The organism is Yersinia sp. Marseille-Q5920 (assembly GCF_946902935.1).
Lineage (GTDB): Bacteria > Pseudomonadota > Gammaproteobacteria > Enterobacterales > Enterobacteriaceae > Yersinia > Yersinia rochesterensis.
This window is the reverse complement of sequence record NZ_CAMPQA010000003.1, coordinates 335,171-358,846: the sequence shown is the minus strand read 5'-3', so window position 1 is coordinate 358,846 and position 23,676 is coordinate 335,171. Positions and strand designations below refer to the sequence as shown.

Genomic DNA, 23,676 nt, shown 5'->3' with positions numbered 1-23,676 from the left:
ACGCCTCAGAAAGTTACGCCGGAGCAGAGAATGATGTTAGCAAAGGGGGAACATTCCCCGCTACGAATCACTGCCCGACTTTGTTTGGTTTGCTCTTTAAAAGCCTCATGGCTGATATAGTGCAAAACAATTTGGTTTCCCTGGTGTTGCTCAAGTTGTGATAGTTGTGCGAGCAACGTTTCATGGAGTTGCGGGTTATTTTTAATAATCTCCTCCGCCAAGACGGCACTCTCAACCTGCATTTCTTGTGTTACCACCTCAAAAACCTGGAGGAACCCAGGAACGCCTCGAGTCAGTGCCAAATCGATACGTGTGGTGGTTGCCGGTATTGGCAGCCCCGCATCACCTATCACAATCTGATCGGTATGGCCCAGGCGGGAGATAACAGCAGAAATATCAGAATTCAGTAATGCGCCTTTTTTCATTTTCGACTCCAGCAGCGAAACGTTTCGCTGATACTGAGTTTAGAAAAATGGCAGCAGAAGGCAAACCCAATTTGGTGAAATTGTGATCGCCATCGAAACGTTTCGCTGAACAAATGAAAAGCGGGAATGATGAATGTGAAAAAGGCCGTTATGTTTAACGGCCCAAACGGCTGACAAAATAAAATGAAGGGGAATCGTGCCGTTGGGGTCGTAGTGGCGTGAGCCACCGAAGTGCCCCTAGGTGCGGTCACCCCTTCAATCACTGAGCTATCAGAAACTTTATCATTAACTTCAGGCCGTTATGATTAACGGCCTTCTACGTTAAATCTCTACCTGTGTGCCCAATTCAATCACCCGATTCGGCGGGATTTCAAACTGATCAGCGGCGCGTAGCGCGTTGCGGCTGAGGGCAATAAACAGCTTGCCGCGCAAGAACAGATACCATGGCCGCTTGGTTAGGATAAGCGACTCGTGCGACATAAAGAATGAAGTCTCCATCATTTGGCAAGGTAAGCCTTCCAAACCGCAGCGATGGAAAATCTCTTCCACATTCGGGGTTTCGCGCCAACCATAGCTGGCGACAACGCGCCAAAAAGTCGGTGAGAGCTGCTCGATGGTCACGCGATTAACATTATGGACATACGGCGCATCTTCAGTTCTCAGTGTCAGTAAGACCACTCGCTCATGTAATACTTTGTTATGTTTGAGGTTATGTAGCAATGCGAACGGAATAACATTCATCGCCCGCGACATATAGACCGCGGTGCCGGGAACACGAACCGGAGGTGACTTCTCCAATGAAGCAATCATCGCTTCCAGTGAATTGCCGTGTTCATGCATACGGCGCAACAAGCTGAAACGCTCGCTTTTCCAGGTGGTCATGATGATAAACATCACCAGCCCCAATGACAGTGGCAACCAACCACCGGAGAACAATTTCAGGGCGTTGGCAGAGAACATGGGAATATCAATAATCAATAAGAGCACTAACAGGCAACCAACAAAAGCACGGTTCCAGTGCCAGTTTTTCAGCGCTACGGTACAGAACAGAACACTGGTGATGACCATGGTACCGGTTACGGCAATACCGTAAGCGGCCGCCAAATTACTGGAGCGTTCGAATCCGACAATCACCAATACCACCGCCAGATACAGCGTCCAGTTAATCACCGGGATATATATCTGCCCTGATTCCATTTCTGAGGTATGAATAATGCGCATCGGCGGTAAATAACCTAAACGAACCGCCTGTCGGGTCAGTGAGAATACACCGGAGATGACAGCCTGCGAGGCAATAACGGTCGCCAATGTCGCCAATATTAATAGTGGAATCAATGCCCAGTCGGGGGCGAGCAGGAAGAAGGGGTTTTTGATGGCTTCCGGATTTTTCAGTAATAACGCGCCCTGGCCAAAATAATTTAGCACCAATGAGGGCAGCACCACGGTAAACCATGCTAACCGAATAGGAAATTTACCAAAATGCCCCATATCTGCATATAAGGCTTCCACCCCGGTAATAGCTAAAACTACCGCACCAAGGGCAAAAAATGAAACAGACTTATATTCAGTGAAGAAGCTTATCGCCCATTTCGGATTCAATGCAGCCAGCACTTCTGGATTCGCGATAATACTGCGTAACCCCAGCAGCGCCAAGGTCAGGAACCAAACCAACATCACTGGGGCAAACAATTTACCGACGCTGCCAGTCCCGTGTTTTTGAATCACAAATAACAGGGTTAAAACGGCAATAGAGCAAGGGACAATATAAGGATCAAGTGCAGGTGCGGCTATTTCTAGCCCTTCGATGGCCGACATAACCGATATTGCCGGGGTGATGACCACCTCACCATAAAAGAAACTGCCACCAATTAAGCCGAGGATCACCAAAATGGAAGTGGCTCTGGAAGACGTATTACGCCCAGCCAAAGACATTAAGGTTAAAATCCCCCCTTCACCGGCGTTATCCGCGCGCATGACATAGGTCAGATATTTAACCGAGACAATCAGAATTAACATCCAGAAAATCAGTGATAAAAAACCAAATACCACATCCGGACGCACATCAAAACCGTAATGACCAGAAAAACACTCTCTCAAGGTATAGAGTGGGCTGGTACCAATATCACCATAAACGACCCCTATTGCTGCCAGGGTTACCGCCGATAAAGACTGTTTATGTTCTGTGCTCATAATTGATTTCTTTTTGCTAGAACATCCATAACCTGATGTGTACGTTTGAGAACCGAAATAATCGGTTCTGTGTCCCTTGACGCCCACCAAAAGGCGCACAGTATGCACCATTTCAATAGATTGCCTACTCTTAAATCAAGCAACGAAAAGAGCGGAAATAGATCGACTACAAATAGCCGATGATATAAAAATATTACTAATCAATGAGCTATCTTATGAAGAAAAAGAGGATTTATTCCTACTGATCAGGTAAAAATTCATCAACTAACGGAACATATAGAGCAATTATGGCGCAATCATCACAATTAGCTGAAAGAATCTCCCGTTTAAGCAGTGCCCTTGAGAGTGGCCTGTATGAAAGACAGGAGGCTATTCGCTTGTGTTTATTAGCCGCCCTCAGTGGCGAGAGTGTATTCCTACTTGGCCCACCGGGGATAGCCAAAAGCCTGATTGCCCGCCGCCTAAAATTTGCTTTCCGCAATGCCCGGGCATTTGAATATCTGATGACTCGTTTTTCTACGCCGGAAGAAGTGTTTGGCCCACTGTCTATTCAAGCGCTAAAAGAAGAAGGGCGCTATCAGCGCATGACCGGAGGTTATCTGCCGGAAGCTGAAATCGTTTTTCTGGATGAAATTTGGAAAGCCGGCCCGGCTATTCTGAATACTTTACTGACCGCCATTAATGAACGGCGCTTTCGTAATGGTGATCGGGAAGACAGTATTCCTATGCGCTTGTTGGTGACGGCTTCAAATGAGTTGCCGGATGCAGACAGCAGTCTGGAAGCGCTTTATGACCGAATGCTGATCCGCCTATGGCTGGATCGCGTACAAGAAAAACAAAACTTCCGTTCTTTGCTACTCAGCCGCCAGAATGAAAATCATAATCCGGTGGCTGAAAATCTTAGTATCAGTGATGAAGAATTTTATCAGTGGCAGCCATTGATAGACAAAATGGCCCTACCAGATAACTGTTTTGAGCTTATTTTTCAGTTACGTCAACAACTCAGTGCGCAAGAAAAAGCGCCGTATGTATCTGACCGACGTTGGAAAAAAGCCCTGCGCTTACTGCAAGCCAGCGCCTTTTTCAGTGGTCGGGATGAAGTAACCCCCATCGACTTAATCTTGCTGAAAGATTGCTTATGGCATGACCTGAGTTCGCTAAAATTGCTGCAACAACAACTTGAACAATTGCTAACGGAGCAAGGATACCAGCAGCAAAACTTATTAATGAAGCTCCAGCATATTAATAGCCAATGGTTGAAGCACCAGCAACAGCAAAGTGACCATCAAGCACTGACAGTGACCAAGCAAAGCGGAATGTTCAGCCGTAAACCGCAATATTCTCTGCCGGACCATCTCACAGACAGCACCCTAACCCTGTTTCTGCAAAAACCGCTCAGTTTGCATGATATGCAGGTCAATCATCTGCAAATAGAAAAAGAGGCGCTAACTCAATGGCTTAATAAGGGGGGGATTTTACGCGCCAAATTAAATGGTGTCGGTTATGCCCAATCTATTGATGCAGAGATTGACGATCAGCTACATATCACGCTTCTGGATGTAAGCCGCCAGCCATCAATATTGTCACAACCTGGGGCTTCCACCGCCACTGTGCCACCTGAGTTGCTGCTGGAGTTGGCAGAGCTGGAAAATAGCCTGGCTGAACAACGGCGGTTATTCAGTCAGCATCAACCTTGCTTATTCACGCCGTCCTCTTGGTTGGCGAAAATAGAAGCCAGCTTGCTGAATGTGGCAGAGCAAGTGAAACTGCTGCAACAAAAACTACGCGGTCATTAATCAATGCTCAGCCTGGCAACATTGGATTTGCTGCTATCGATAAGCGAAAGTGAGCTTATCGAAGAGATGGTGGTGGGGTTATTGGTATCACCGCAGTTAGCGTTATTCTTTGAAAAATTCCCGCGCATTAAACGGGCATTAATGAAGGATATCCCCGGCTGGAAGCAAAACTTACAACAGCGTATTCGGGAGGCAAAAGTCCCCGCAGGGCTGGCAAATGAGTTTGCCCTGTATCAACAGAGTCTGTTGGAGGCCAGCCCACTATTTTATGACCATCTCCCAGAGATTGTGGCGCAATTGCAACAGTGGCATTCGCCTTTCGCCACACAAGCTAAAACATTGCTACAAACTGCAGATTTAGAGAAAAACCCCCAAACCGGCGATAGTTTTCAAACTCTCTTTTTACAGCGCTGGCGCATCAGCCTGACCTTACAAACCATCACTATCCATCATCAGTTACTTGAGCAAGAGCGGGAGCAGCTTTTAGCTGAGTTACAACAGCGGCTGGCGCTCAGTGGTGCTTTGGAACCGATCCTGGCGACGAATGATAGTGCAGCAGGGCGGCTTTGGGATATGAGTCAGGGCCATTTGCAGCGCGGTGATTATCAGTTATTGCTGCAATATGGCGATTTTCTGCAACAGCAGCCCGAATTACAGCAGCTTGCAGAGCAACTGGGCCGCAGCCGCAGTGCTAAAGCACAACCCACCCCCGATGCCCGCTTTGAACCTTACACCGTGATGGTGCGCCAACCTGATACCGTGCCAGAGGAAGTCAGTGGCATTCATCAGAGCAATGATATTTTGCGATTGTTGCCGACCGAGTTAGTAATGCTGGGGATGAGCGAGCTGGAATTTGAATTTTATCGCCGCTTATTGGAAAGGCGCTTGCTCACTTATCGCTTACAGGGGGATAACTGGCAGGAAAAAACTTTACAGCGCCCGGTAAGCCTTAAAAACCATGACGAACAACCTCGTGGCCCCTTTATTGTCTGTGTCGATACTTCTGGTTCGATGGGAGGATTTAACGAGCAATGCGCCAAGGCATTTTGTCTGGCTTTGCTGCGTATTGCGCTAGCGGATAATCGCCGCTGCTACATCATGCTATTCGCCACGGAAATCATTCACTACGAACTCTCATCAGCTAATGGTATTGAGCAAGCAATACGTTTTCTTAGCCAACATTTTCGTGGCGGCACCGATCTGGCGGCCTGCTTAGCCAGCACCCTCAATAAAATGGAAGAGAGAGACTGGTATGACGCGGATGCCGTGATTATTTCCGATTTCATTGCCCAGCGTTTACCCGAGGAATTGATCAGAAAAATTAAAATCCAGCAGCAAGCCCATCAACATAGGTTCCATGCCGTGGCGATGTCCGCCTATGGCAAGCCCGGTATCATGCAGATTTTCGATCATATCTGGCGCTTTGATACAGGGTTAAAAAGCCGTTTAATGCGCCGCTGGAAGCGCTAATTAATAGCTTTAGTTAAGCAACCCCGCCCCAACGTTAATCGACAGCCCTAAAATCGTCATATTAAAAATAAAGGACAATACTGACTGCAATAATACTACGCGGCGGATATCTGAGGTGCCGGTCGAGACATCCGCAGTTTGCGAAGCCACACCAATAGTGAATGAAAAATAAAGAAAATCCCAATAGGAAGGTTCAGTAACCTCTTTGGGGAAAATTAATGGCAGGACAGCATCAGATTCATCACGGGACTGATAAAATAAATGGGCGTAATGCATCGTAAAAGCAGTTGGCAATAATAACCACGATACCAATAACGTCATTCCCGTAAGCACTAAATGGAATGCTTTAGCCGACCCAGATAACTGATTCGCCGTGCTTAACTCAAACAGAATAACCAGAATACTTGCCAAACACGCCATGCTGACAATACTCAGCACCATACTGGCACTTTCATCCTGCACACGGGCTATTAATCTGATTTTTTTCGGGTCATTTCGCAATAATTGCAGCCATAAAAACAACAAATAGAGCCACGCAAATATATTCCAACTCACCATCAGACGCAGTAATACAGTGAAATGTGATGGCAACAGAAAGTAAGTGATTATTCCAGCGCCAACGGATAATAATAATCTTGGACGAGCATGTGAGTAATGTCTAAGGGGATTAAATCGGGCCATAACGTTAACAACCTTATAGGTGGATACCTTAGTATTATGCCACCTACAGCATAGATGAAAGAACCCGCTATAGCTGCATAAGCCATAACGGGTTGAAATAATAAAGAGATAATCAGGGGGGAATTAAAGCAGGCCTTCAACTTTCTCGCTGATTTCTGTCCCCCACACACCGCACTGAACCTGACCAATATGTTGTTGTTGTAGCAATAACATCACTAAACGGGACTGGCCAATACCTCCGCCGATAGTCTGCGGCATTTCGCCTTGTAGCAGTGATTGGTGCCATTCCAATTTCAAACGATCTTCATCTGATGTCAGTGCCAACTGGCGTTTCAACGCTTCTGCATCTACACGGATTCCCATGGATGAAATTTCAAAAGCATCTTCCAGCACTGGGTTCCAAACAATAATATCGCCGTTCAGACCAGCAAAACCTTCCGCGCTTGGAGAGGTCCAGTCATCATAATCTGGTGCACGAACATCATGAGATTGACCATCAGCCAATTTTCCGCCAATACCAATCAAGAACACCGCACCCAACTCTTTAGCAATGGCGCGTTCGCGGCCTTTAGCATCCAGATCAGGGAATTTAGCACGCAAGCTTTCACTGTGGATAAAATGAATCTGTTCTGGCAAGAAAGGTTTTATACCAAATTCAGCACTGATCGCCGCTTCAGTTTCTTTAATCGCGGTGTAGATTTTGTTAACCGTAGATTTCAGGTAAGCCAGGTTGCGCTCGCCATCACCCATTACGCGCTCCCAATCCCACTGATCAACATACACTGAATGAATAGCACTCAGGCGATCTTCATCAGGGCGTAATGCTTTCATATGGGTGTAAATCCCTTGATCAGCACCAAAATCAAAGCGGCCTAAAGTCTTACGTTTCCATTTAGCTAATGAATGAACAACTTCAAAGGTCGCATCTGGCAAAGCTTTTACTTTTACCTGAACAGCTTTCTCGGAACCAGAAAGGTTATCTTGAGTTCCATCGCCAACACGGCTCAGGATAGGGGCTTGAACTTCAATCAGGCCCAGTTGCTGTTCTAATTGACGGGAAAAGAAAGATTTTACAAAGCTGATCTGTTGTTGTTTTTGGATAAATTGTTTTTTCATTGTCGTTTTCTCAATTCGTTGCTGTCGATTATGCAAATTGTTTGATTATGCCGTTTGGCTTGTCATTGATTAAGCAACAGAATGAGGGTTAAATTCAATATACAACAACAAATATTGCCTTTTCACTTTTAATAATTCATTTTTATAGGTCTATAATTATATAATCGATAAAAAAACGGGGTTAATATGAGTGAAATTTATCAAATCGATAATCTCGATCGCGGCATCTTGAACGCATTAATGGAAAACGCGCGCACACCTTATGCAGAATTGGCAAAAAATTTTGGTGTCAGCCCAGGAACAATTCATGTCCGAGTGGAGAAAATGCGACAGGCGGGGATTATCACCGCAGCCTGTGTTCACGTTAATCCAAAACAGCTGGGTTATGACGTGTGCTGCTTTATCGGCATCATTTTGAAAAGTGCCAAGGATTACCCGTCGGCACTGAAAAAACTGGAGAGTTTAGAAGAAGTTGTTGAAGCCTATTACACCACCGGTCATTACAGCATCTTTATTAAGGTCATGTGTAAATCGATAGATGCACTGCAACAGGTACTTATCAACAAGATCCAGACGATTGATGAGATCCAGTCGACAGAGACACTTATTTCCCTGCAGAACCCCATTATGCGTACCATCGTGCCCTGAGCACTAAATAACTATACCCACATTATCCACAGGTAGATCCCAGCTGATTCACAGCGTACAATACCGGTTCATTACTTCGGTTGGGTTCTTTATGGCTGACATTACCTTGATCAGTGGCAGTACGCTTGGCAGTGCTGAATACGTTGCTGAACATTTAGCTGAGAAATTAGAAGAGGCGGGTTTCTCGACAGAAACACTGCATGGCCCTGAATTAGACGAGCTGACTCTGGATGGTTTGTGGCTAATTATCACTTCCACCCATGGTGCCGGCGATCTACCAGACAATCTTCAACCTTTATTAGAACAAATCGAAGAACAGCAACCGGATCTCTCGCAGGTTCGCTTTGGTGCCGTCGGTTTGGGCAGTTCAGAATATGACACTTTCTGTGGAGCAGTCAGAAAATTGGATCAGCAATTGATCACTCAGGGAGCATTGCGTGTGGGTGATATTTTAGAAATTGACGTCATCCAACATGAAATTCCTGAGGACCCAGCAGAGATTTGGGTTAAAAATTGGATTAATTTGCTCTAATTTGCTTAAAGATCACGCGATCAAATGTGGATAAGTAAGCTTAAAAGCAGGGCATAAGCAGTACATATCCACATAACAACCTTAGTGTCTGAAAGTGCCTGTGCATAACATGCCATTTAGATCCCAGCTTATACGCAATAGGATCACCGATCATTAACAGCAAAAGATCCTCCTTAATCTTATGATATCTAATGTGAATTATCACTTATCCACAGAGGATCATGATCCTAATAAGAGATCTAATAAAGAGATCTTTAAATAAAAAGATCTTCTTTTAATTAAAGGCGATCCTAAGCTGCTTGGTCGATCGTCTAAACTTGAGTAGAATCCCCCACCCCAGGGCAAATACAGAAATTCGCATAACGGCGAGGTGCAGTACCATGTTTTATCCAGATCAATTTGACGTCATCATCATTGGTGGTGGCCATGCCGGCACAGAAGCTGCAATGGCAGCGGCACGCATGGGACGTCAGACCTTATTGCTGACGCACAATATCGACACACTGGGACAAATGTCTTGTAACCCAGCGATTGGCGGTATCGGTAAGGGGCATTTGGTAAAAGAGATCGATGCTCTGGGCGGCTTGATGGCAATGGCGACTGACCAAGCCGGTATTCAGTTTAGGATACTAAACGCCAGCAAAGGCCCTGCGGTAAGAGCAACCCGAGCGCAAGCTGACCGCGTCCTATATCGCCAGGCAGTCCGCACCGCATTGGAAAACCAGCCTAACTTGACTCTCTTCCAGCAACCTGTTGAAGATCTGATTGTTGAGAACGATCGTGTGGTCGGTGCAGTGACCCAAATGGGATTAAAATTCCGTGCTAAAGCTGTGGTATTGACCGTCGGTACTTTCTTGGACGGGAAAATTCATATTGGCCTTGAGAACTACAGCGGTGGCCGTGCTGGTGATCCCCCATCCATCTCATTGTCACAACGCTTGCGTGAATTACCGCTGCGAGTCAATCGCCTTAAAACCGGTACTCCGCCGCGTATTGATGCGCGCACCATCGATTTTAGCCAATTGGCTCCTCAGTTTGGTGATACGCCAATTCCAGTATTCTCTTTCCTGGGAAATGCCGATCAACACCCTGAGCAGATGGCATGCCATATCACCTACACCAATGAAAAAACGCATGAAGTGATCCGTAATAACCTGGATCGCAGCCCGATGTATGCCGGGATCATCGAAGGGATTGGGCCACGTTATTGCCCATCGATCGAAGACAAAGTTATGCGCTTTGCGGATCGTAATTCACATCAGATCTTCCTTGAACCTGAAGGCCTGACCAGTAATGAAATCTATCCAAACGGTATTTCTACCAGCTTGCCTTTCGATGTTCAGATGCAGATAGTTCGTTCAATGAAAGGGCTTGAAAACGCACGTATTATTCGGCCAGGTTATGCCATTGAGTATGATTTCTTTGATCCGCGAGATTTGAAACCTACTCTGGAAAGCAAATATATCCAGGGTTTATTCTTTGCCGGACAAATCAATGGCACCACCGGTTATGAAGAAGCAGCAGCTCAAGGGCTGCTTGCAGGCCTCAATGCGGGCCGTTTCGCCAATGATGATGATGGGTGGTCACCTCGTCGTGATGAAGCTTACCTTGGCGTGCTGGTGGACGATTTAAGCACCCTCGGCACCAAAGAACCGTACCGCATGTTTACCTCACGAGCGGAATATCGTCTGATGTTGCGTGAAGACAACGCGGATCTGCGCTTGACTGAAATGGGTCGTAAGTTAGGGTTGGTCGATGATGCTCGTTGGGCACACTTTAGCCAAAAAATTGAGCAAATTGAAAAAGAACGGCAGCGCCTACGAGATATTTGGGTTCATCCCCATTCTGAGAACGTAGCTGAAATCAATGCGTTGCTGAAAGCTCCATTGTCAAAAGAAGCCAATGGGGAAGAATTACTGCGCCGCCCTGAAATTGACTATCGCTTGTTAACAACTTTGCCTTTATTTGGCCCAGCATTAACGGATCCGCAAGCCGCTGATCAGGTTGAAATTCAAGTTAAATATCAAGGCTATATTGCTCGTCAGCAGGAAGAAATTGAAAAACAGCTGCGCAATGAAAATACATTGCTGCCTGCTGATTTAGATTATCGCCAAGTATCTGGTTTATCTAATGAAGTTATTGCTAAATTGAATGATCACAAACCTAACTCTATCGGTCAGGCTTCACGTATTTCAGGTATTACACCTGCGGCAATTTCCATTTTGCTGGTTTGGCTGAAAAAACAAGGTTTGCTACGTCGTAGCGCGTAACTATTCAACATTTGCCTGAGCTGTGAGAGATAAGCAGTCAGGCAGATTTAGCTTTATTTTCAGTCAGTAACGAAGTATTCAAACCACTAGCTCGGCTAGATTATTACTCCACATACTGGTTCATTACAGGCTGACAGAGATTTTTTAGTCAGAGGATATTGTTGTGTTAAAAAAATTAGATTCCCTGCTAAATGCAGCAGGTATTGCGTTACCCGATCAGCAAAAACACCAACTGATAGGCTATGTGGAACTGCTTGATAAGTGGAACAAAGCTTATAATCTGACATCTGTGCGTGACCCAATGCAAATGTTGGTACGACATATTTTGGATAGCATTGTCGTTAACCCACATTTACAAGGTAACCGTTTTATCGATGTCGGTACGGGGCCAGGGCTTCCTGGGATACCTTTAGCCATAGTGCGCCCCGATTCACACTTCGTATTGCTCGATAGCTTGGGTAAACGCGTTCGCTTTTTGCGGCAAGTGCAACACGAATTAGGATTAAGTAATATCGAACCGGTACAAAGCCGAGTTGAGGACTTTGCCGCAAAACCGCCATTTGATGGTGTAATAAGCCGTGCATTTGCATCCTTACAAGATATGCTGTCCTGGTGCCATCATTTGCCAGCCAAGCCAGAAGGGCGTTTTTATGCGCTAAAAGGGGTAAGGCCAGATGATGAATTAGGGATATTGCCTGAAGGAATAGTTCTCGAGTCTGTGGTGAGATTGCAGGTACCTGAGTTAGACGGTGAACGTCATTTGGTTATTCTTAAGTCAAACTAACTTTGCTATTTATCAAAAAAATGTAATAAATCCTTAATGAAAGTAGGGGGTTTATCTTATTTAGCCCTTTTAATATAGGCGAGTATTTATTCGCTAATGCTCATACGGGAAGATTATATTTCACGTATTGTTTACAAAATCATCGTCCACGAATGATAAAATTATATTGAAAGCGACCAAATAGTCACTTTGGTCATTATTTTACCGAAGAGATTATGTTTTTATGTATCCAAACTGTTGCCGGGTTATTATCTGAAATGTCAACGGTAAGTTTTTACTAAGTAGATAAGTTGTTTGATAATGGTTTAAATTTAACATTATGATTTATAAAAGTATTTAATGGCTCTTTTCGTTAAAGACAAAGTAAAGCTCTATAGGATATAAATCAGTTTGTTTTAAGTTTTGTGATCTGTTGCACGCTTTATTGATAATAGATGGAATAGTCAGACAATTAAATACGTGCTTTATTCCGAGGGTTTCCTTGTGAAAATAGCGCGAAAGAAGAAAATTTAAATAATTGTTCACCTTTTCGCTACTTATCGATTGAATTCGTTTGAGTGGCCCGTATAATTTGCTCGTTTTTTGCTGCTTGACTCAATGGGGTAAAAGGCAGTTTTATACCTCACTCAGCATACCTTTAGTGTGGTTTGGAGAGAACAAACGTCATGCCTGTATCCCTTTACAGTGGGAAAATTGCACGAAAGTTGCTGTTGTTGCAGTTAATGACTTTTGTTGTTCTCAGTGCTGTTTTTGGTTTTAAAAGCCTGGAATGGAGTGCTTCTGCTCTGGCAGGAGGATTGGCAGCCTGGTTGCCCAGTGCCATTTTTATGTTGTTTGCTTGCCGCCATCAAGTAAAAACAGCTGCTCCAGGTCGTGTTGCGTGGTCGTTTGCCATTGGCGAAGGGTTAAAAGTTATCATGACGATAATTTTGCTGATTGTGGCATTAGGGCTGTTTAAAGCAGCATTTGCACCACTCGGTTTAACCTATTTAGCGGTGCTGATTGTGCAGATATTGGCACCGGCCGTGATAAGCGGCTACCGTACTTAACAGTTATCGTATTCGACGGTCACCGTATTTAACTAAAAAAAGGGTAAGAGGCATCATGTCTGCATCAGGAGAAATCTCTACTCCAAGGGACTACATAGGGCACCACCTGAACAACCTTCAGTTGGACCTGCGTACCTTTGAGTTGGTCAATCCCCACTCACCGGGCCCTGCAACGTTCTGGACGTTGAACATTGACTCTTTGTTCTTCTCTGTCGTGCTGGGGTTAGCTTTTCTGTTTGTGTTCCGCAAAGTTGCGGCAGGTGCCACCAGTGGCGTGCCTGGCAAATTGCAGACGGCTGTTGAGTTAATTATCGGTTTTGTCGATAACAGCGTACGGGATATGTACCACGGCAAAAGTAAAGTCATCGCGCCATTAGCCCTAACTGTGTTTGTTTGGGTTTTATTGATGAACATGATGGACTTGCTGCCAATCGATTTACTGCCTTACATCGGTGAACATGTCTTTGGGTTACCAGCGCTGCGCGTGGTACCGACTGCTGACGTAAGTATTACCTTGTCCATGGCATTGGGTGTTTTCATCCTGATCCTGTTCTATAGCATTAAAATGAAAGGTGTAGGCGGCTTCGTAAAAGAATTAACGATGCAGCCGTTCAATCACCCGATATTCATTCCAGTGAACTTAATTCTGGAAGGTGTCAGCCTGCTGTCCAAACCGGTTTCACTCGGTCTGCGACTGTTCGGCAACATGTATGCGGGTGAGTTGATCTTCATCCTGATTGCTGGCCTGTTGCCGTGGTGGTCACAGTGGATGCTCAGTTTACCTTGGGCTATCTTCCACATACTGATTATTACGTTACAAGCCTTTATCTTCATGGTTCTGACGATTGTCTATCTGTCGATGGCGTCCGAAGAGCACTGATTTTCTTATAACATTACTGCGTTTTAACTGAAATAAACTGGAGACTGTCATGGAAAACCTGAATATGGATCTGCTGTACATGGCTGCCGCTATAATGATGGGTTTAGCGGCAATCGGTGCTGCGATCGGTATCGGCATCCTGGGTGGTAAATTTTTGGAAGGCGCTGCACGTCAGCCTGACCTAATTCCTCTGCTGCGTACACAGTTCTTTATCGTCATGGGTCTGGTTGACGCCATCCCTATGATCGCTGTTGGTCTGGGTCTGTACGTGATGTTTGCTGTCGCGTAAGTAGAGTTTTCTCTACTGTGAACTACACCAAACTATTAACTTTTAAAGAGGCATTGTGCTGTGAATCTTAACGCAACAATCCTCGGCCAGGCCATCGCGTTTGTCCTGTTTGTCCTGTTCTGCATGAAGTATATATGGCCGCCGATTATGGCTGCCATCGAGAAGCGTCAAAAAGAAATTGCTGACGGTCTCTCTTCTGCAGAACGTGCCAAAAAAGATTTGGACTTAGCGCAAGCCAATGCGACCGACCAACTGAAGAAGGCCAAAGCAGAAGCACAGGTGATTATTGAGCAAGCGAGTAAACGTAAAGCTCAGATCCTTGATGAAGCTAAAGCAGAAGCTGAACAGGAACGTAACAAAATCGTGGCGCAAGCGCAGGCAGAGATCGACGCCGAACGTAAGCGTGCTCGTGAAGAGTTGCGTAAGCAAGTCGCGATGCTGGCTATAGCTGGCGCCGAGAAGATCATCGAACGTTCCGTGGATGAAGCTGCTAACAGCGACATCGTTGATAAACTGGTCGCTGAACTGTAAGGAGGGAGGGGCTGATGTCTGAATTTGTAACTGTAGCTCGCCCCTACGCCAAAGCAGCTTTTGACTTTGCTGTTGAGCACCAGGTGGTTGAACGTTGGCAAGATATGCTGGCGTTTACTGCCCAAGTGACGCGCAATGAACAAATCGCTGAATTGCTTTCCGGTGCTGTAGCACCAGAAACAATGTCTAAGACGTTTATTGCAGTCTGTGGTGATCAGCTCGATGAACCCGCACAGAACTTCATTCGAGTTATGGCGGAGAATGGCCGTTTACTGGTTCTTCCTGAGGTACTACAGCAGTTTATTCAACTGCGTGCCTCGCTGGAGTCGACCGTCGACGTTGAAGTGAGCTCTGCGAGCCCATTGAACGACGAACAGCTGGCGAAAATTGCCGCTGCGATGGAAAAACGTCTATCACGCAAAGTTAAGCTGAATTGCAAAATCGATAAGTCCGTAATGGCCGGCGTAGTAATACGTGCAGGCGATATGGTGATAGATGGCAGCGTTCGCGGTCGTCTAGAACGCCTGGCGGACGTCTTGCAGTCTTAAGGGGACTGGAGCATATGCAACTGAATTCCACCGAAATCAGCGAACTGATCAAGCAGCGCATTGCTCAGTTCAATGTGGTGAGCGAAGCTCACAATGAAGGTACTATTGTTTCCGTTAGTGACGGGATCATTCGCGTACACGGTTTGGCCGAGGTTATGCAGGGCGAGATGATCGCACTGCCAGGCAATCGTTACGCAATCGCACTGAACTTGGAGCGCGACTCCGTAGGTGCTGTAGTTATGGGTCCGTACGCCGATCTTGCCGAAGGCATGAAGGTTAAATGTACTGGCCGCATCCTGGAAGTTCCAGTCGGTCGTGGCCTGTTGGGTCGCGTCGTCAATACTCTGGGTGAACCTATTGATGGTAAAGGTCCGGTAGAAAACGATGGCTTCTCAGCTGTTGAAGCTATCGCACCTGGCGTTATCGAACGTCAATCCGTTGATGAACCTGTTCAGACCGGCTATAAGTCTGTCGATGCCATGATTCCAATCGGTCGTGGTCAGCGTGAATTGATCATCGGTGACCGTCAGACAGGTAAAACTGCTCTGGCGATTGATGCGATCATCAACCAGCGCGATTCAGGCATTAAATGTGTGTATGTTGCTATCGGCCAGAAAGCCTCTACTGTTGCAAACGTAGTGCGTAAACTGGAAGAGCATGGCGCATTGGCTAACACCATTGTGGTTGTCGCTACTGCCTCAGAATCAGCAGCATTGCAATACCTGGCACCTTACTCTGGTTGTGCCATGGGTGAATATTTCCGCGACCGCGGTGAAGATGCGCTGATTATTTATGATGACCTGTCTAAACAGGCTGTTGCATATCGTCAAATCTCCTTGCTGCTCCGTCGTCCACCAGGTCGTGAAGCTTATCCTGGCGACGTATTCTACCTCCACTCCCGTTTGTTGGAGCGTGCTGCGCGTGTTAACGCCGATTACGTTGAAGCCTTTACCAAGGGTGAAGTGAAAGGTAAAACCGGTTCTTTGACCGCATTACCAATCATTGAAACTCAAGCAGGGGATGTTTCCGCGTTTGTTCCGACCAACGTAATTTCTATTACCGATGGTCAGATCTTCCTGGAATCCAGCCTGTTTAACGCCGGTATTCGTCCTGCGGTTAACCCGGGTATCTCCGTATCTCGTGTGGGTGGTGCAGCGCAGACCAAGATCATGAAAAAACTGTCCGGTGGTATTCGTACCGCTCTGGCACAGTATCGTGAACTTGCTGCGTTCTCCCAGTTCGCATCCGATTTGGATGATGCAACACGTAAACAGCTGAGCCATGGTCAGAAAGTGACCGAGCTTCTGAAACAGAAACAATACGCACCGATGTCTGTTGCGCAGCAGTCTCTGGTTCTGTTCGCAGCTGAACGTGGTTATCTGGGTGATATCGAGTTGGCGAAGGTAGGTAGCTTTGAAGCTGCACTGTTGGCATTTGCTGACCGTGAGCATGCCGAGCTTCTGCAACAAATCAACCAAACTGGCGCGTATAACGATGAAATCGAGGCCAAGCTGAAAGGCATCCTTGATACATTTAAGGCAACCCAGTCCTGGTAACGCTATACGGTCCTGCTTTTCGTTAGGAAAGCAGGCCGTCTGGCAATGAGGAGAAGCAGAAATGGCCGGCGCAAAAGAGATACGTTCCAAGATCGCCAGCGTGCAAAACACGCAAAAGATCACCAAAGCCATGGAGATGGTCGCCGCCTCCAAAATGCGTAAATCGCAGGAACGCATGGCGGCTAGCCGTCCTTATGCAGAAACAATGCGTAGTGTGATTGGTCACCTCGCGTTAGGTAATCTGGAATATAAACATCCATACCTGGAAGAGCGCGATGTTAAGCGTGTTGGGTATCTGGTGGTTTCTACAGACCGTGGCTTGTGCGGTGGTTTGAACATTAACCTGTTCAAAAGACTGTTGTCTGAGATGAAAGGTTGGTCTGAAAAAGGCGTTGAATGTGATTTAGCGCTAATCGGGTCAAAAGCAGCTTCTTTCTTTGGTTCCGTGGGCGGCAAGATTGTTGCTCAGGTTACTGGCATGGGGGATAACCCTTCTCTGTCAGAACTTATCGGGCCAGTGAAAGTGATGTTGCAAGCCTATGATGAAGGTCGTTTGGATAAACTGTATATCGTTAATAACAAGTTTATCAATACGATGTCTCAGGAACCACGGATCATGCAGCTGTTACCTCTTCCGCCAGCGGAAGACGGTGAGCTGAAGAGGAAATCCTGGGATTACCTGTATGAACCTGATCCAAAAGCGCTGTTGGATACCCTCCTGCGTCGCTATGTGGAATCGCAAGTTTATCAGGGCGTCGTTGAAAACCTGGCTAGCGAACAGGCCGCGCGAATGGTAGCGATGAAAGCCGCCACCGATAACGGCGGCAGTCTGATCAAAGAGCTGCAGTTGGTTTACAACAAAGCTCGTCAGGCCAGCATCACTCAGGAACTCACCGAAATCGTCGGGGGAGCCTCCGCGGTTTAACCAGGTTATTACCCTAAATAGTTCAGATTGCGGGAAGGCGGCAACTGAGCAAATCCCCAGGCGCTTGCTTAGAGTAAGTTACTAGGGTGAGAGAAGGCAGCCAACGCCCCAGCAATTTGGAATATGACGGGTAAACGTATTACGTAGAGGATTCAAGATGGCTACTGGAAAGATTATCCAGGTAATCGGCGCCGTAGTGGACGTCGAATTCCCCCAAGACGCTGTACCAAAAGTGTACAACGCCCTTGAGGTTGAAGGCGCAGCTGAGAAGCTCGTGCTGGAAGTTCAGCAACAGCTGGGCGGTGGTGTTGTTCGTTGTATCGCAATGGGCTCTTCCGATGGTTTGAGCCGCGGGTTGAAAGTTATCAACCTGGAACACCCAATTGAAGTGCCGGTGGGTAAATCAACTCTGGGCCGTATCATGAACGTATTGGGTGATCCAATCGACATGAAAGGGCCTATCGGTGAAGAAGAGCGTTGGGCAATCCACCGTGAAGCGCCTTCTTACGAAGAGCTTGCCAGCTCGCAAGACTTGTTAGAAACCGGTATCAAGGTAATGGATTTGATTTGTCCGTTCGCTAAGGGCGGTAAAGTCGGTCTGTTCGGTGGTGCGGGTGTTGGTAAAACAGTAAACATGATGGAGCTGATTCGTAACATTGCGATTGAGCACTCAGGTTATTCTGTATTTGCTGGTGTGGGTGAGCGTACTCGTGAGGGTAACGACTTCTACCACGAGATGACTGACTCCAACGTTTTGGACAAAGTATCCTTGGTTTATGGCCAGATGAATGAGCCACCAGGTAACCGTCTGCGCGTTGCACTGACCGGCCTGACCATGGCGGAGAAATTCCGTGATGAAGGTCGTGACGTATTGCTGTTCATCGATAACATCTATCGCTATACCTTGGCTGGTACGGAAGTATCCGCACTGTTGGGTCGTATGCCATCTGCGGTAGGCTACCAGCCAACGCTGGCAGAAGAAATGGGTGTGTTGCAGGAACGTATTACTTCCACTAAGACGGGTTCAATCACTTCTGTTCAGGCCGTTTACGTGCCAGCGGATGACTTGACTGACCCATCTCCAGCAACCACCTTTGCTCACTTGGATGCAACCGTCGTTCTGAGCCGTCAAATTGCCTCTCTGGGTATTTACCCAGCGGTTGACCCGCTCGACTCCACCAGCCGTCAGCTTGATCCGCTGGTTGTTGGTCAGGAGCACTACGATGTAGCGCGTGGCGTGCAGTCTATTCTGCAACGTTACCAGGAACTGAAAGATATCATCGCGATTTTGGGTATGGACGAGTTGTCAGAAGATGACAAACTGGTTGTATCCCGTGCGCGTAAAATCCAGCGCTTCCTGTCTCAACCGTTCTTCGTGGCAGAAGTCTTTACCGGTTCACCGGGCAAGTTCGTATCGCTGAAAGATACCATTCGTGGTTTCAAAGGCATCATGAACGGCGACTATGACCACCTGCCGGAGCAGGCGTTCTACATGGTTGGCACCATTGAAGAAGCAGTGGAAAAAGCCAAGAAACTGTAACGCTGTTGACTGGAGGGTGACATGGCTGCAATGACTTACCATCTGGATGTTGTGAGCGCAGAGAAGAAAATGTTCTCAGGCGTAGTACAAAAAATTCAGGTGACGGGTAGTGAAGGTGAACTGGGTATTTTCCCTGGTCATGCCCCGCTGCTCACTGCCATTAAGCCTGGCATGATACGCATCGTTAAGCAGTTCGGTGAGGAAGAGTTTATTTATCTTTCTGGCGGCATCCTTGAGGTGCAACCGAGTGTGGTGATCGTATTGGCTGACACTGCTATTCGCGGAACTGATCTGGACGAAGCTAAGGCGCTGGAATCTAAGCGTAAAGCTGAAGACCATATCAATAATTCCCACGGTGATGTCGACTATGCTCAGGCATCCGCTGAATTGGCGAAGGCGATTGCAAAACTACGTGTAATCGAGCTGACCAGGAAAGCGATGTGATTTTACAGTGGTGGGTTTTTAGTAACCCACTGATATGTAAAATTATTATATATTCAAAGTGATTGGGATTGTCGGTGGCCAGCGAAAATCGCTAACCTCTTGCTATTTCAAATACGAAGAATATAAAGAACGATAGAATGCCAGTCAGTAAAACTGATTGGCATTTTTTTTACTTTTACATTCAATAAAACCGACTTTCTGTCCTCTTTCGCCTTTGGGCGCAGTCATTTAACCTACCTCTCCTGTATTTAATTAATCCTACGCTAAACTGAAAGCGTTTCTTTCTGAAAACTCTTGTTTCTTGGCGTAAAATAAGTAGTTAATTATCTGAATAGGTGAGAGTGTTTTGATAAAAACAGGTCAGAAAACGTCGCTGATCGCAGACACTTTTGACTACATTTTTTTATTACCTGCTCAATTGCTGCAACCCTTTAACTATGCGGGTTGAGTACGTTTTTCGCTGAGAAATATGTAGTAATTATTTCGCTAAACAGGTTTACTTCCGTCTATTAATTTGGAGTTATCAGGTTGCTTATGTCTAACAGCTCAATGAGTGTAGTCATCCTTGCCGCGGGTAAGGGGACACGTATGTATTCCGACCTTCCTAAGGTATTACACCCACTGGCAGGTAAGCCGATGGTTCAGCATGTTATTGATGCTGCCATGAAGTTGGGTGCTCAACACGTTCATCTGGTTTATGGGCACGGTGGTGAGTTGTTGAAAAAAACACTGACTGACCCGGCACTGAATTGGGTACTGCAAGCCGAACAGTTGGGTACCGGGCATGCGATGCAACAAGCTGCACCCTATTTTTCTGATGATGAAGATATCCTGATGTTGTACGGCGATGTGCCGTTGATCTCTGTTGATACTCTCGAGCGCCTATTGGCAGCTAAGCCAAAGGGGGGTATTGGCTTGTTGACGGTGAAGCTGGATAACCCTAGCGGTTACGGGCGCATTGTGCGTGAGAATGGCGATGTGGTGGGTATTGTTGAACATAAAGATGCCAGCGATGCACAACGCGAGATTAATGAAATCAACACTGGGATATTGGTTGCCAATGGCCGTGATCTAAAACGCTGGCTATCATTGTTGGACAACAATAATGCTCAGGGTGAATTTTATATCACCGATATTATTGCTTTGGCCCATGCTGATGGTCAGAAGATAGTTGCGGTGCATCCAGCTCGTTTGAGTGAAGTGGAAGGAATCAATAACCGCCTGCAGTTAGCCACTCTTGAGCGCGTCTATCAGTCAGAGCAAGCTGAAAAGTTGTTGTTAGCCGGGGTGATGTTACTGGATCCCGCGCGCTTTGATTTGCGGGGAGAATTAACACATGGCCGTGATATCACAATTGATACCAATGTCATTATTGAAGGCCATGTGGTTTTAGGTGACCGGGTGCGTATTGGTACCGGGTGTGTACTTAAAAACTGTGTTATTGGCGATGATTCAGAAATCAGCCCATACAGTGTGTTGGAAGACTCTCGTTTAGATGCTGGTTGTACCGTTGGGCCATTTGCCCGCTTGCGGCCGGGTGCTGAGTTAGCTGAGGGCGCACATGTCGGTAACTTTGTTGAAATCAAAAAAGCCCGCTTAGGTAAAGGTTCTAAAGCCGGACACCTTTCTTATTTAGGCGATGCTGAGATTGGCTCAGGCGTAAATATAGGCGCAGGGACAATCACCTGCAACTATGATGGAGCTAATAAGTTTAAAACTATTATTGGTGATGATGTCTTTGTTGGATCTGATACTCAGCTCGTCGCGCCAGTGACTGTTGCAAACGGCGCGACTATTGCTGCCGGTACTACCGTCACCGGTGATATTGCCGAAAATGAGTTAGTTCTTAGCCGAGTTAAACAGGTTCATGTGCAGGGTTGGCAGCGTCCGGTTAAGAAAAAATAATCTATTAAAACAGTCCCTTCAACGTTCGTTATTCTGCATTGAAGGGATGTTTTGCCCTGTGTTTTTTGCTTATCTATTTGTGCCGAGAATACAGAACAAAACATAATAATCCCCAACTCTACAGGCTCGGGGAACCCCGGAAAATCCGGAAATTCAGGTCACTGACATCGACAAGGTTCTAAAAGAATCTTAAATAGGAATAAAACAGATGTGTGGAATTGTTGGCGCAGTAGCGCAACGTGATATCGCTGAGATTCTGATCGAAGGTTTACGTCGTCTTGAATATCGTGGCTATGACTCAGCTGGTTTGGCTGTAGTGGATGCTGACAGTAATCTGACTCGTTTACGTCGGGTGGGTAAAGTTCAGGCGCTATCTGATGCGGCCGAAAGCCAAGATTTACATGGCGGAACCGGGATTGCACATACTCGTTGGGCCACTCATGGTGAGCCATCAGAGGCCAATGCGCATCCTCATGTTTCGGACTACATCTCCGTCGTTCATAACGGCATTATTGAAAATCACGAACCTTTACGTGAATTGCTGATTAGCCGTGGCTACCGTTTCAGTTCTGAAACTGATACTGAAGTTATTGCTCATCTGGTGCATTGGGAGCTACAACAGGGCGGTTCATTGCTGGAAGTCGTTCAGCGCGTGATCCCGCAATTGCGAGGCGCTTACGGCACTGTTGTGATGGATAGCCGTGACCCAAGCCGCTTGATAGCAGCACGTTCAGGTAGCCCATTGGTTATTGGCTGTGGCGTGGGTGAAAACTTTATCGCCTCCGACCAACTGGCTTTATTGCCAGTCACCCGTCGCTTTATCTTCCTGGAAGAGGGTGATGTGGTTGAAGTGACTCGCCGTAGCATCGCTATTTTTGATAAGCAGGGTAATGCTATTGAGCGCCCTGAGATCGAATCTCAGGTGCAATATGATGCCGGCGATAAAGGTGTTTACCGCCATTACATGCAGAAAGAAATTTATGAACAGCCAATGGCGATTAAGAACACGCTGGAAGGCCGTTTAAACCACGGGGCGATTGATTTATCTGAGCTTGGCCCTAAGGCTGATGCTTTGCTGGCTGACGTCCAACATATCCAAATCATCGCCTGCGGTACTTCTTACAACTCAGGTATGGTTTCGCGTTATTGGTTTGAATCATTAGCCGGTGTACCTTGCGATGTAGAAATTGCATCCGAGTTCCGCTACCGTAAATCCGCTGTGCGCCCGAATAGCTTGCTTATTACCTTGTCACAATCAGGTGAAACCGCCGATACACTGGCCGCTCTGCGTTTATCCAAAGAGTTAGGATATTTAGGTTCTCTGGCAATTTGTAATGTCGCCGGTTCTTCGCTGGTGCGCGAATCTGATTTAGCCTTGATGACTAAAGCCGGTACCGAGATTGGCGTGGCCTCAACCAAAGCCTTTACCACTCAGTTGACCGTGTTATTGATGCTGGTGGGGCGTATCGGCAAGCTGAAAGGCGCTAATGCCAGTTTAGAGCACGACATTGTTCATGCACTACAGGCTTTGCCAGCGCGTATTGAGCAGATGCTGTCTCTGGATAAAACCATCGAAGCGCTGGCTGAAGGTTTCTCTGATAAGCACAATGCACTGTTCCTTGGCCGTGGCGATCAGTATCCGATTGCGATGGAAGGTGCGCTGAAACTGAAAGAGATTTCTTATATTCATGCTGAAGCTTATGCAGCGGGTGAATTGAAGCACGGCCCATTGGCATTGATTGATGCAGATATGCCGGTCATCGTGGTCGCGCCAAATAATGAATTGTTGGAAAAACTGAAATCTAACATTGAAGAAGTGCGCGCCCGTGGCGGTTTGCTGTATGTATTTGCCGATCAAGATGCTGGCTTTACTGATAGCGAAGGCATGAAAATCATTCAGTTACCGCATGTAGAAGAAATTATTGCTCCTATCTTCTACACCGTGCCACTACAATTGCTGGCTTACCATGTCGCGCTGATTAAAGGCACCGATGTGGATCAGCCTCGTAACCTGGCAAAATCAGTGACGGTTGAATAATCCCTGCGGATGATAAAATCGCGATAAATCTAAAAGTCCGGTTGTGCTGTTTAAATAGC

Annotated in this window: 21 protein-coding genes; 17 read left to right on the top strand and 4 right to left on the bottom strand. The window is 46.6% G+C overall.

Annotation, left to right across the window (positions count from 1 at the left end; translation table 11 throughout):
* Positions 1 to 5: 5 nt before the first annotated feature.
* Together rbsD and kup are read right to left on the bottom strand one after the other, a co-directional pair.
* Positions 6 to 425, bottom strand: a complete 420-nt coding sequence (rbsD, locus tag OVO64_RS06805) for a D-ribose pyranase (RefSeq protein ID WP_038637775.1) — start codon at positions 423 to 425, stop codon at positions 6 to 8.
* Positions 426 to 746: 321 nt separating this feature from the next.
* Positions 747 to 2,615 carry a low affinity potassium transporter Kup gene (kup, locus tag OVO64_RS06800; protein ID WP_145586410.1) on the bottom strand — a complete coding sequence of 623 codons (1,869 nt, stop codon included), beginning with the start codon at positions 2,613 to 2,615 and terminating at the stop codon, positions 747 to 749.
* Between the two features lie 287 nt (positions 2,616 to 2,902).
* Here kup and ravA point away from each other — a divergent pair, with 287 nt between their 5' ends.
* A complete protein-coding gene (ravA, locus tag OVO64_RS06795) occupies positions 2,903 to 4,411 on the top strand; it encodes an ATPase RavA (protein WP_050291914.1) in 1,509 nt (502 codons plus the stop codon).
* 3 nt (positions 4,412 to 4,414) lie between these two features.
* Entirely contained in the window at positions 4,415 to 5,881 is a 1,467-nt protein-coding gene (viaA, locus tag OVO64_RS06790) for an ATPase RavA stimulator ViaA (protein WP_038637767.1), read from the top strand.
* Between the two features lie 9 nt (positions 5,882 to 5,890).
* Here viaA and OVO64_RS06785 read toward each other — a convergent pair whose 3' ends face one another.
* Entirely contained in the window at positions 5,891 to 6,562 is a 672-nt protein-coding gene (locus tag OVO64_RS06785; protein ID WP_038637764.1) for a DUF1345 domain-containing protein, read from the bottom strand.
* A gap of 123 nt (positions 6,563 to 6,685) precedes the next feature.
* Positions 6,686 to 7,678 carry an aspartate--ammonia ligase gene (asnA, locus tag OVO64_RS06780; RefSeq protein WP_038637761.1) on the bottom strand — a complete coding sequence of 331 codons (993 nt, stop codon included), beginning with the start codon at positions 7,676 to 7,678 and terminating at the stop codon, positions 6,686 to 6,688.
* Positions 7,679 to 7,864: 186 nt separating this feature from the next.
* Between asnA and asnC the strand changes: the two genes are divergently transcribed.
* The 15 genes from asnC (at position 7,865) to glmS (ending at position 23,617) form a co-directional block, all read left to right on the top strand.
* Positions 7,865 to 8,326 (top strand): transcriptional regulator AsnC, encoded by a 462-nt coding sequence (gene asnC, locus OVO64_RS06775; protein WP_005161192.1) that lies wholly within the window; start codon positions 7,865 to 7,867, stop codon positions 8,324 to 8,326.
* Between the two features lie 91 nt (positions 8,327 to 8,417).
* Positions 8,418 to 8,858 (top strand): FMN-binding protein MioC, encoded by a 441-nt coding sequence (gene mioC, locus OVO64_RS06770; protein ID WP_038637758.1) that lies wholly within the window; start codon positions 8,418 to 8,420, stop codon positions 8,856 to 8,858.
* A gap of 380 nt (positions 8,859 to 9,238) precedes the next feature.
* Entirely contained in the window at positions 9,239 to 11,128 is a 1,890-nt protein-coding gene (mnmG, locus tag OVO64_RS06765) for a tRNA uridine-5-carboxymethylaminomethyl(34) synthesis enzyme MnmG (RefSeq protein WP_038637755.1), read from the top strand.
* Positions 11,129 to 11,291: 163 nt separating this feature from the next.
* Positions 11,292 to 11,912, top strand: a complete 621-nt coding sequence (gene rsmG, locus OVO64_RS06760) for a 16S rRNA (guanine(527)-N(7))-methyltransferase RsmG (RefSeq protein ID WP_038637752.1) — start codon at positions 11,292 to 11,294, stop codon at positions 11,910 to 11,912.
* 665 nt (positions 11,913 to 12,577) lie between these two features.
* Complete coding sequence (gene atpI, locus OVO64_RS06755; protein ID WP_004393047.1) at positions 12,578 to 12,961, top strand: F0F1 ATP synthase subunit I; 384 nt, start codon at positions 12,578 to 12,580, stop codon at positions 12,959 to 12,961.
* A gap of 55 nt (positions 12,962 to 13,016) precedes the next feature.
* Positions 13,017 to 13,841 carry a F0F1 ATP synthase subunit A gene (gene atpB, locus OVO64_RS06750; protein WP_005161179.1) on the top strand — a complete coding sequence of 275 codons (825 nt, stop codon included), beginning with the start codon at positions 13,017 to 13,019 and terminating at the stop codon, positions 13,839 to 13,841.
* A gap of 49 nt (positions 13,842 to 13,890) precedes the next feature.
* Complete coding sequence (gene atpE, locus OVO64_RS06745) at positions 13,891 to 14,130, top strand: F0F1 ATP synthase subunit C (protein WP_004393045.1); 240 nt, start codon at positions 13,891 to 13,893, stop codon at positions 14,128 to 14,130.
* A gap of 60 nt (positions 14,131 to 14,190) precedes the next feature.
* The gene (atpF, locus tag OVO64_RS06740; protein WP_004393038.1) at positions 14,191 to 14,661 is read left to right on the top strand and encodes a F0F1 ATP synthase subunit B; all 471 of its coding nucleotides are present in this window, start codon (positions 14,191 to 14,193) and stop codon (positions 14,659 to 14,661) included.
* 14 nt (positions 14,662 to 14,675) lie between these two features.
* Positions 14,676 to 15,209 (top strand): F0F1 ATP synthase subunit delta, encoded by a 534-nt coding sequence (atpH, locus tag OVO64_RS06735; RefSeq protein WP_004393034.1) that lies wholly within the window; start codon positions 14,676 to 14,678, stop codon positions 15,207 to 15,209.
* Positions 15,210 to 15,223: 14 nt separating this feature from the next.
* Positions 15,224 to 16,765 carry a F0F1 ATP synthase subunit alpha gene (atpA, locus tag OVO64_RS06730; protein WP_004393033.1) on the top strand — a complete coding sequence of 514 codons (1,542 nt, stop codon included), beginning with the start codon at positions 15,224 to 15,226 and terminating at the stop codon, positions 16,763 to 16,765.
* 61 nt (positions 16,766 to 16,826) lie between these two features.
* Positions 16,827 to 17,690, top strand: a complete 864-nt coding sequence (gene atpG, locus OVO64_RS06725; RefSeq protein ID WP_038637747.1) for a F0F1 ATP synthase subunit gamma — start codon at positions 16,827 to 16,829, stop codon at positions 17,688 to 17,690.
* Positions 17,691 to 17,847: 157 nt separating this feature from the next.
* Positions 17,848 to 19,230, top strand: coding sequence for a F0F1 ATP synthase subunit beta (gene atpD, locus OVO64_RS06720; protein ID WP_032816366.1), 1,383 nt, complete (start codon positions 17,848 to 17,850; stop codon positions 19,228 to 19,230).
* A gap of 21 nt (positions 19,231 to 19,251) precedes the next feature.
* Positions 19,252 to 19,674: a F0F1 ATP synthase subunit epsilon gene (locus tag OVO64_RS06715; RefSeq protein WP_004393020.1), complete on the top strand. Its 423-nt coding sequence runs from the start codon at positions 19,252 to 19,254 to the stop codon at positions 19,672 to 19,674.
* 534 nt (positions 19,675 to 20,208) lie between these two features.
* Positions 20,209 to 21,579, top strand: coding sequence for a bifunctional UDP-N-acetylglucosamine diphosphorylase/glucosamine-1-phosphate N-acetyltransferase GlmU (glmU, locus tag OVO64_RS06710; protein ID WP_038637742.1), 1,371 nt, complete (start codon positions 20,209 to 20,211; stop codon positions 21,577 to 21,579).
* A gap of 208 nt (positions 21,580 to 21,787) precedes the next feature.
* Positions 21,788 to 23,617 carry a glutamine--fructose-6-phosphate transaminase (isomerizing) gene (gene glmS / locus OVO64_RS06705; protein ID WP_038637741.1) on the top strand — a complete coding sequence of 610 codons (1,830 nt, stop codon included), beginning with the start codon at positions 21,788 to 21,790 and terminating at the stop codon, positions 23,615 to 23,617.
* The last annotated feature ends 59 nt before the right edge of the window (positions 23,618 to 23,676 follow it).

Excerpts from the sequence above, each read along its gene's own strand:
- rbsD (WP_038637775.1), bottom strand. The coding sequence starts at position 425 with ATGAAAAAAGGCGCATTACTGAATTCTGATATTTCTGCTGTTATCTCC.
- kup (WP_145586410.1), bottom strand. The coding sequence starts at position 2,615 with ATGAGCACAGAACATAAACAGTCTTTATCGGCGGTAACCCTGGCAGCA.
- ravA (WP_050291914.1), top strand. The coding sequence starts at position 2,903 with ATGGCGCAATCATCACAATTAGCTGAAAGAATCTCCCGTTTAAGCAGT.
- viaA (WP_038637767.1), top strand. The coding sequence starts at position 4,415 with ATGCTCAGCCTGGCAACATTGGATTTGCTGCTATCGATAAGCGAAAGT.
- OVO64_RS06785 (WP_038637764.1), bottom strand. The coding sequence starts at position 6,562 with ATGGCCCGATTTAATCCCCTTAGACATTACTCACATGCTCGTCCAAGA.
- asnA (WP_038637761.1), bottom strand. The coding sequence starts at position 7,678 with ATGAAAAAACAATTTATCCAAAAACAACAACAGATCAGCTTTGTAAAA.
- asnC (WP_005161192.1), top strand. The coding sequence starts at position 7,865 with ATGAGTGAAATTTATCAAATCGATAATCTCGATCGCGGCATCTTGAAC.
- mioC (WP_038637758.1), top strand. The coding sequence starts at position 8,418 with ATGGCTGACATTACCTTGATCAGTGGCAGTACGCTTGGCAGTGCTGAA.
- mnmG (WP_038637755.1), top strand. The coding sequence starts at position 9,239 with ATGTTTTATCCAGATCAATTTGACGTCATCATCATTGGTGGTGGCCAT.
- atpI (WP_004393047.1), top strand. The coding sequence starts at position 12,578 with ATGCCTGTATCCCTTTACAGTGGGAAAATTGCACGAAAGTTGCTGTTG.
- atpB (WP_005161179.1), top strand. The coding sequence starts at position 13,017 with ATGTCTGCATCAGGAGAAATCTCTACTCCAAGGGACTACATAGGGCAC.
- atpE (WP_004393045.1), top strand. The coding sequence starts at position 13,891 with ATGGAAAACCTGAATATGGATCTGCTGTACATGGCTGCCGCTATAATG.
- atpH (WP_004393034.1), top strand. The coding sequence starts at position 14,676 with ATGTCTGAATTTGTAACTGTAGCTCGCCCCTACGCCAAAGCAGCTTTT.
- atpA (WP_004393033.1), top strand. The coding sequence starts at position 15,224 with ATGCAACTGAATTCCACCGAAATCAGCGAACTGATCAAGCAGCGCATT.
- atpG (WP_038637747.1), top strand. The coding sequence starts at position 16,827 with ATGGCCGGCGCAAAAGAGATACGTTCCAAGATCGCCAGCGTGCAAAAC.
- atpD (WP_032816366.1), top strand. The coding sequence starts at position 17,848 with ATGGCTACTGGAAAGATTATCCAGGTAATCGGCGCCGTAGTGGACGTC.
- OVO64_RS06715 (WP_004393020.1), top strand. The coding sequence starts at position 19,252 with ATGGCTGCAATGACTTACCATCTGGATGTTGTGAGCGCAGAGAAGAAA.
- glmU (WP_038637742.1), top strand. The coding sequence starts at position 20,209 with ATGTCTAACAGCTCAATGAGTGTAGTCATCCTTGCCGCGGGTAAGGGG.
- glmS (WP_038637741.1), top strand. The coding sequence starts at position 21,788 with ATGTGTGGAATTGTTGGCGCAGTAGCGCAACGTGATATCGCTGAGATT.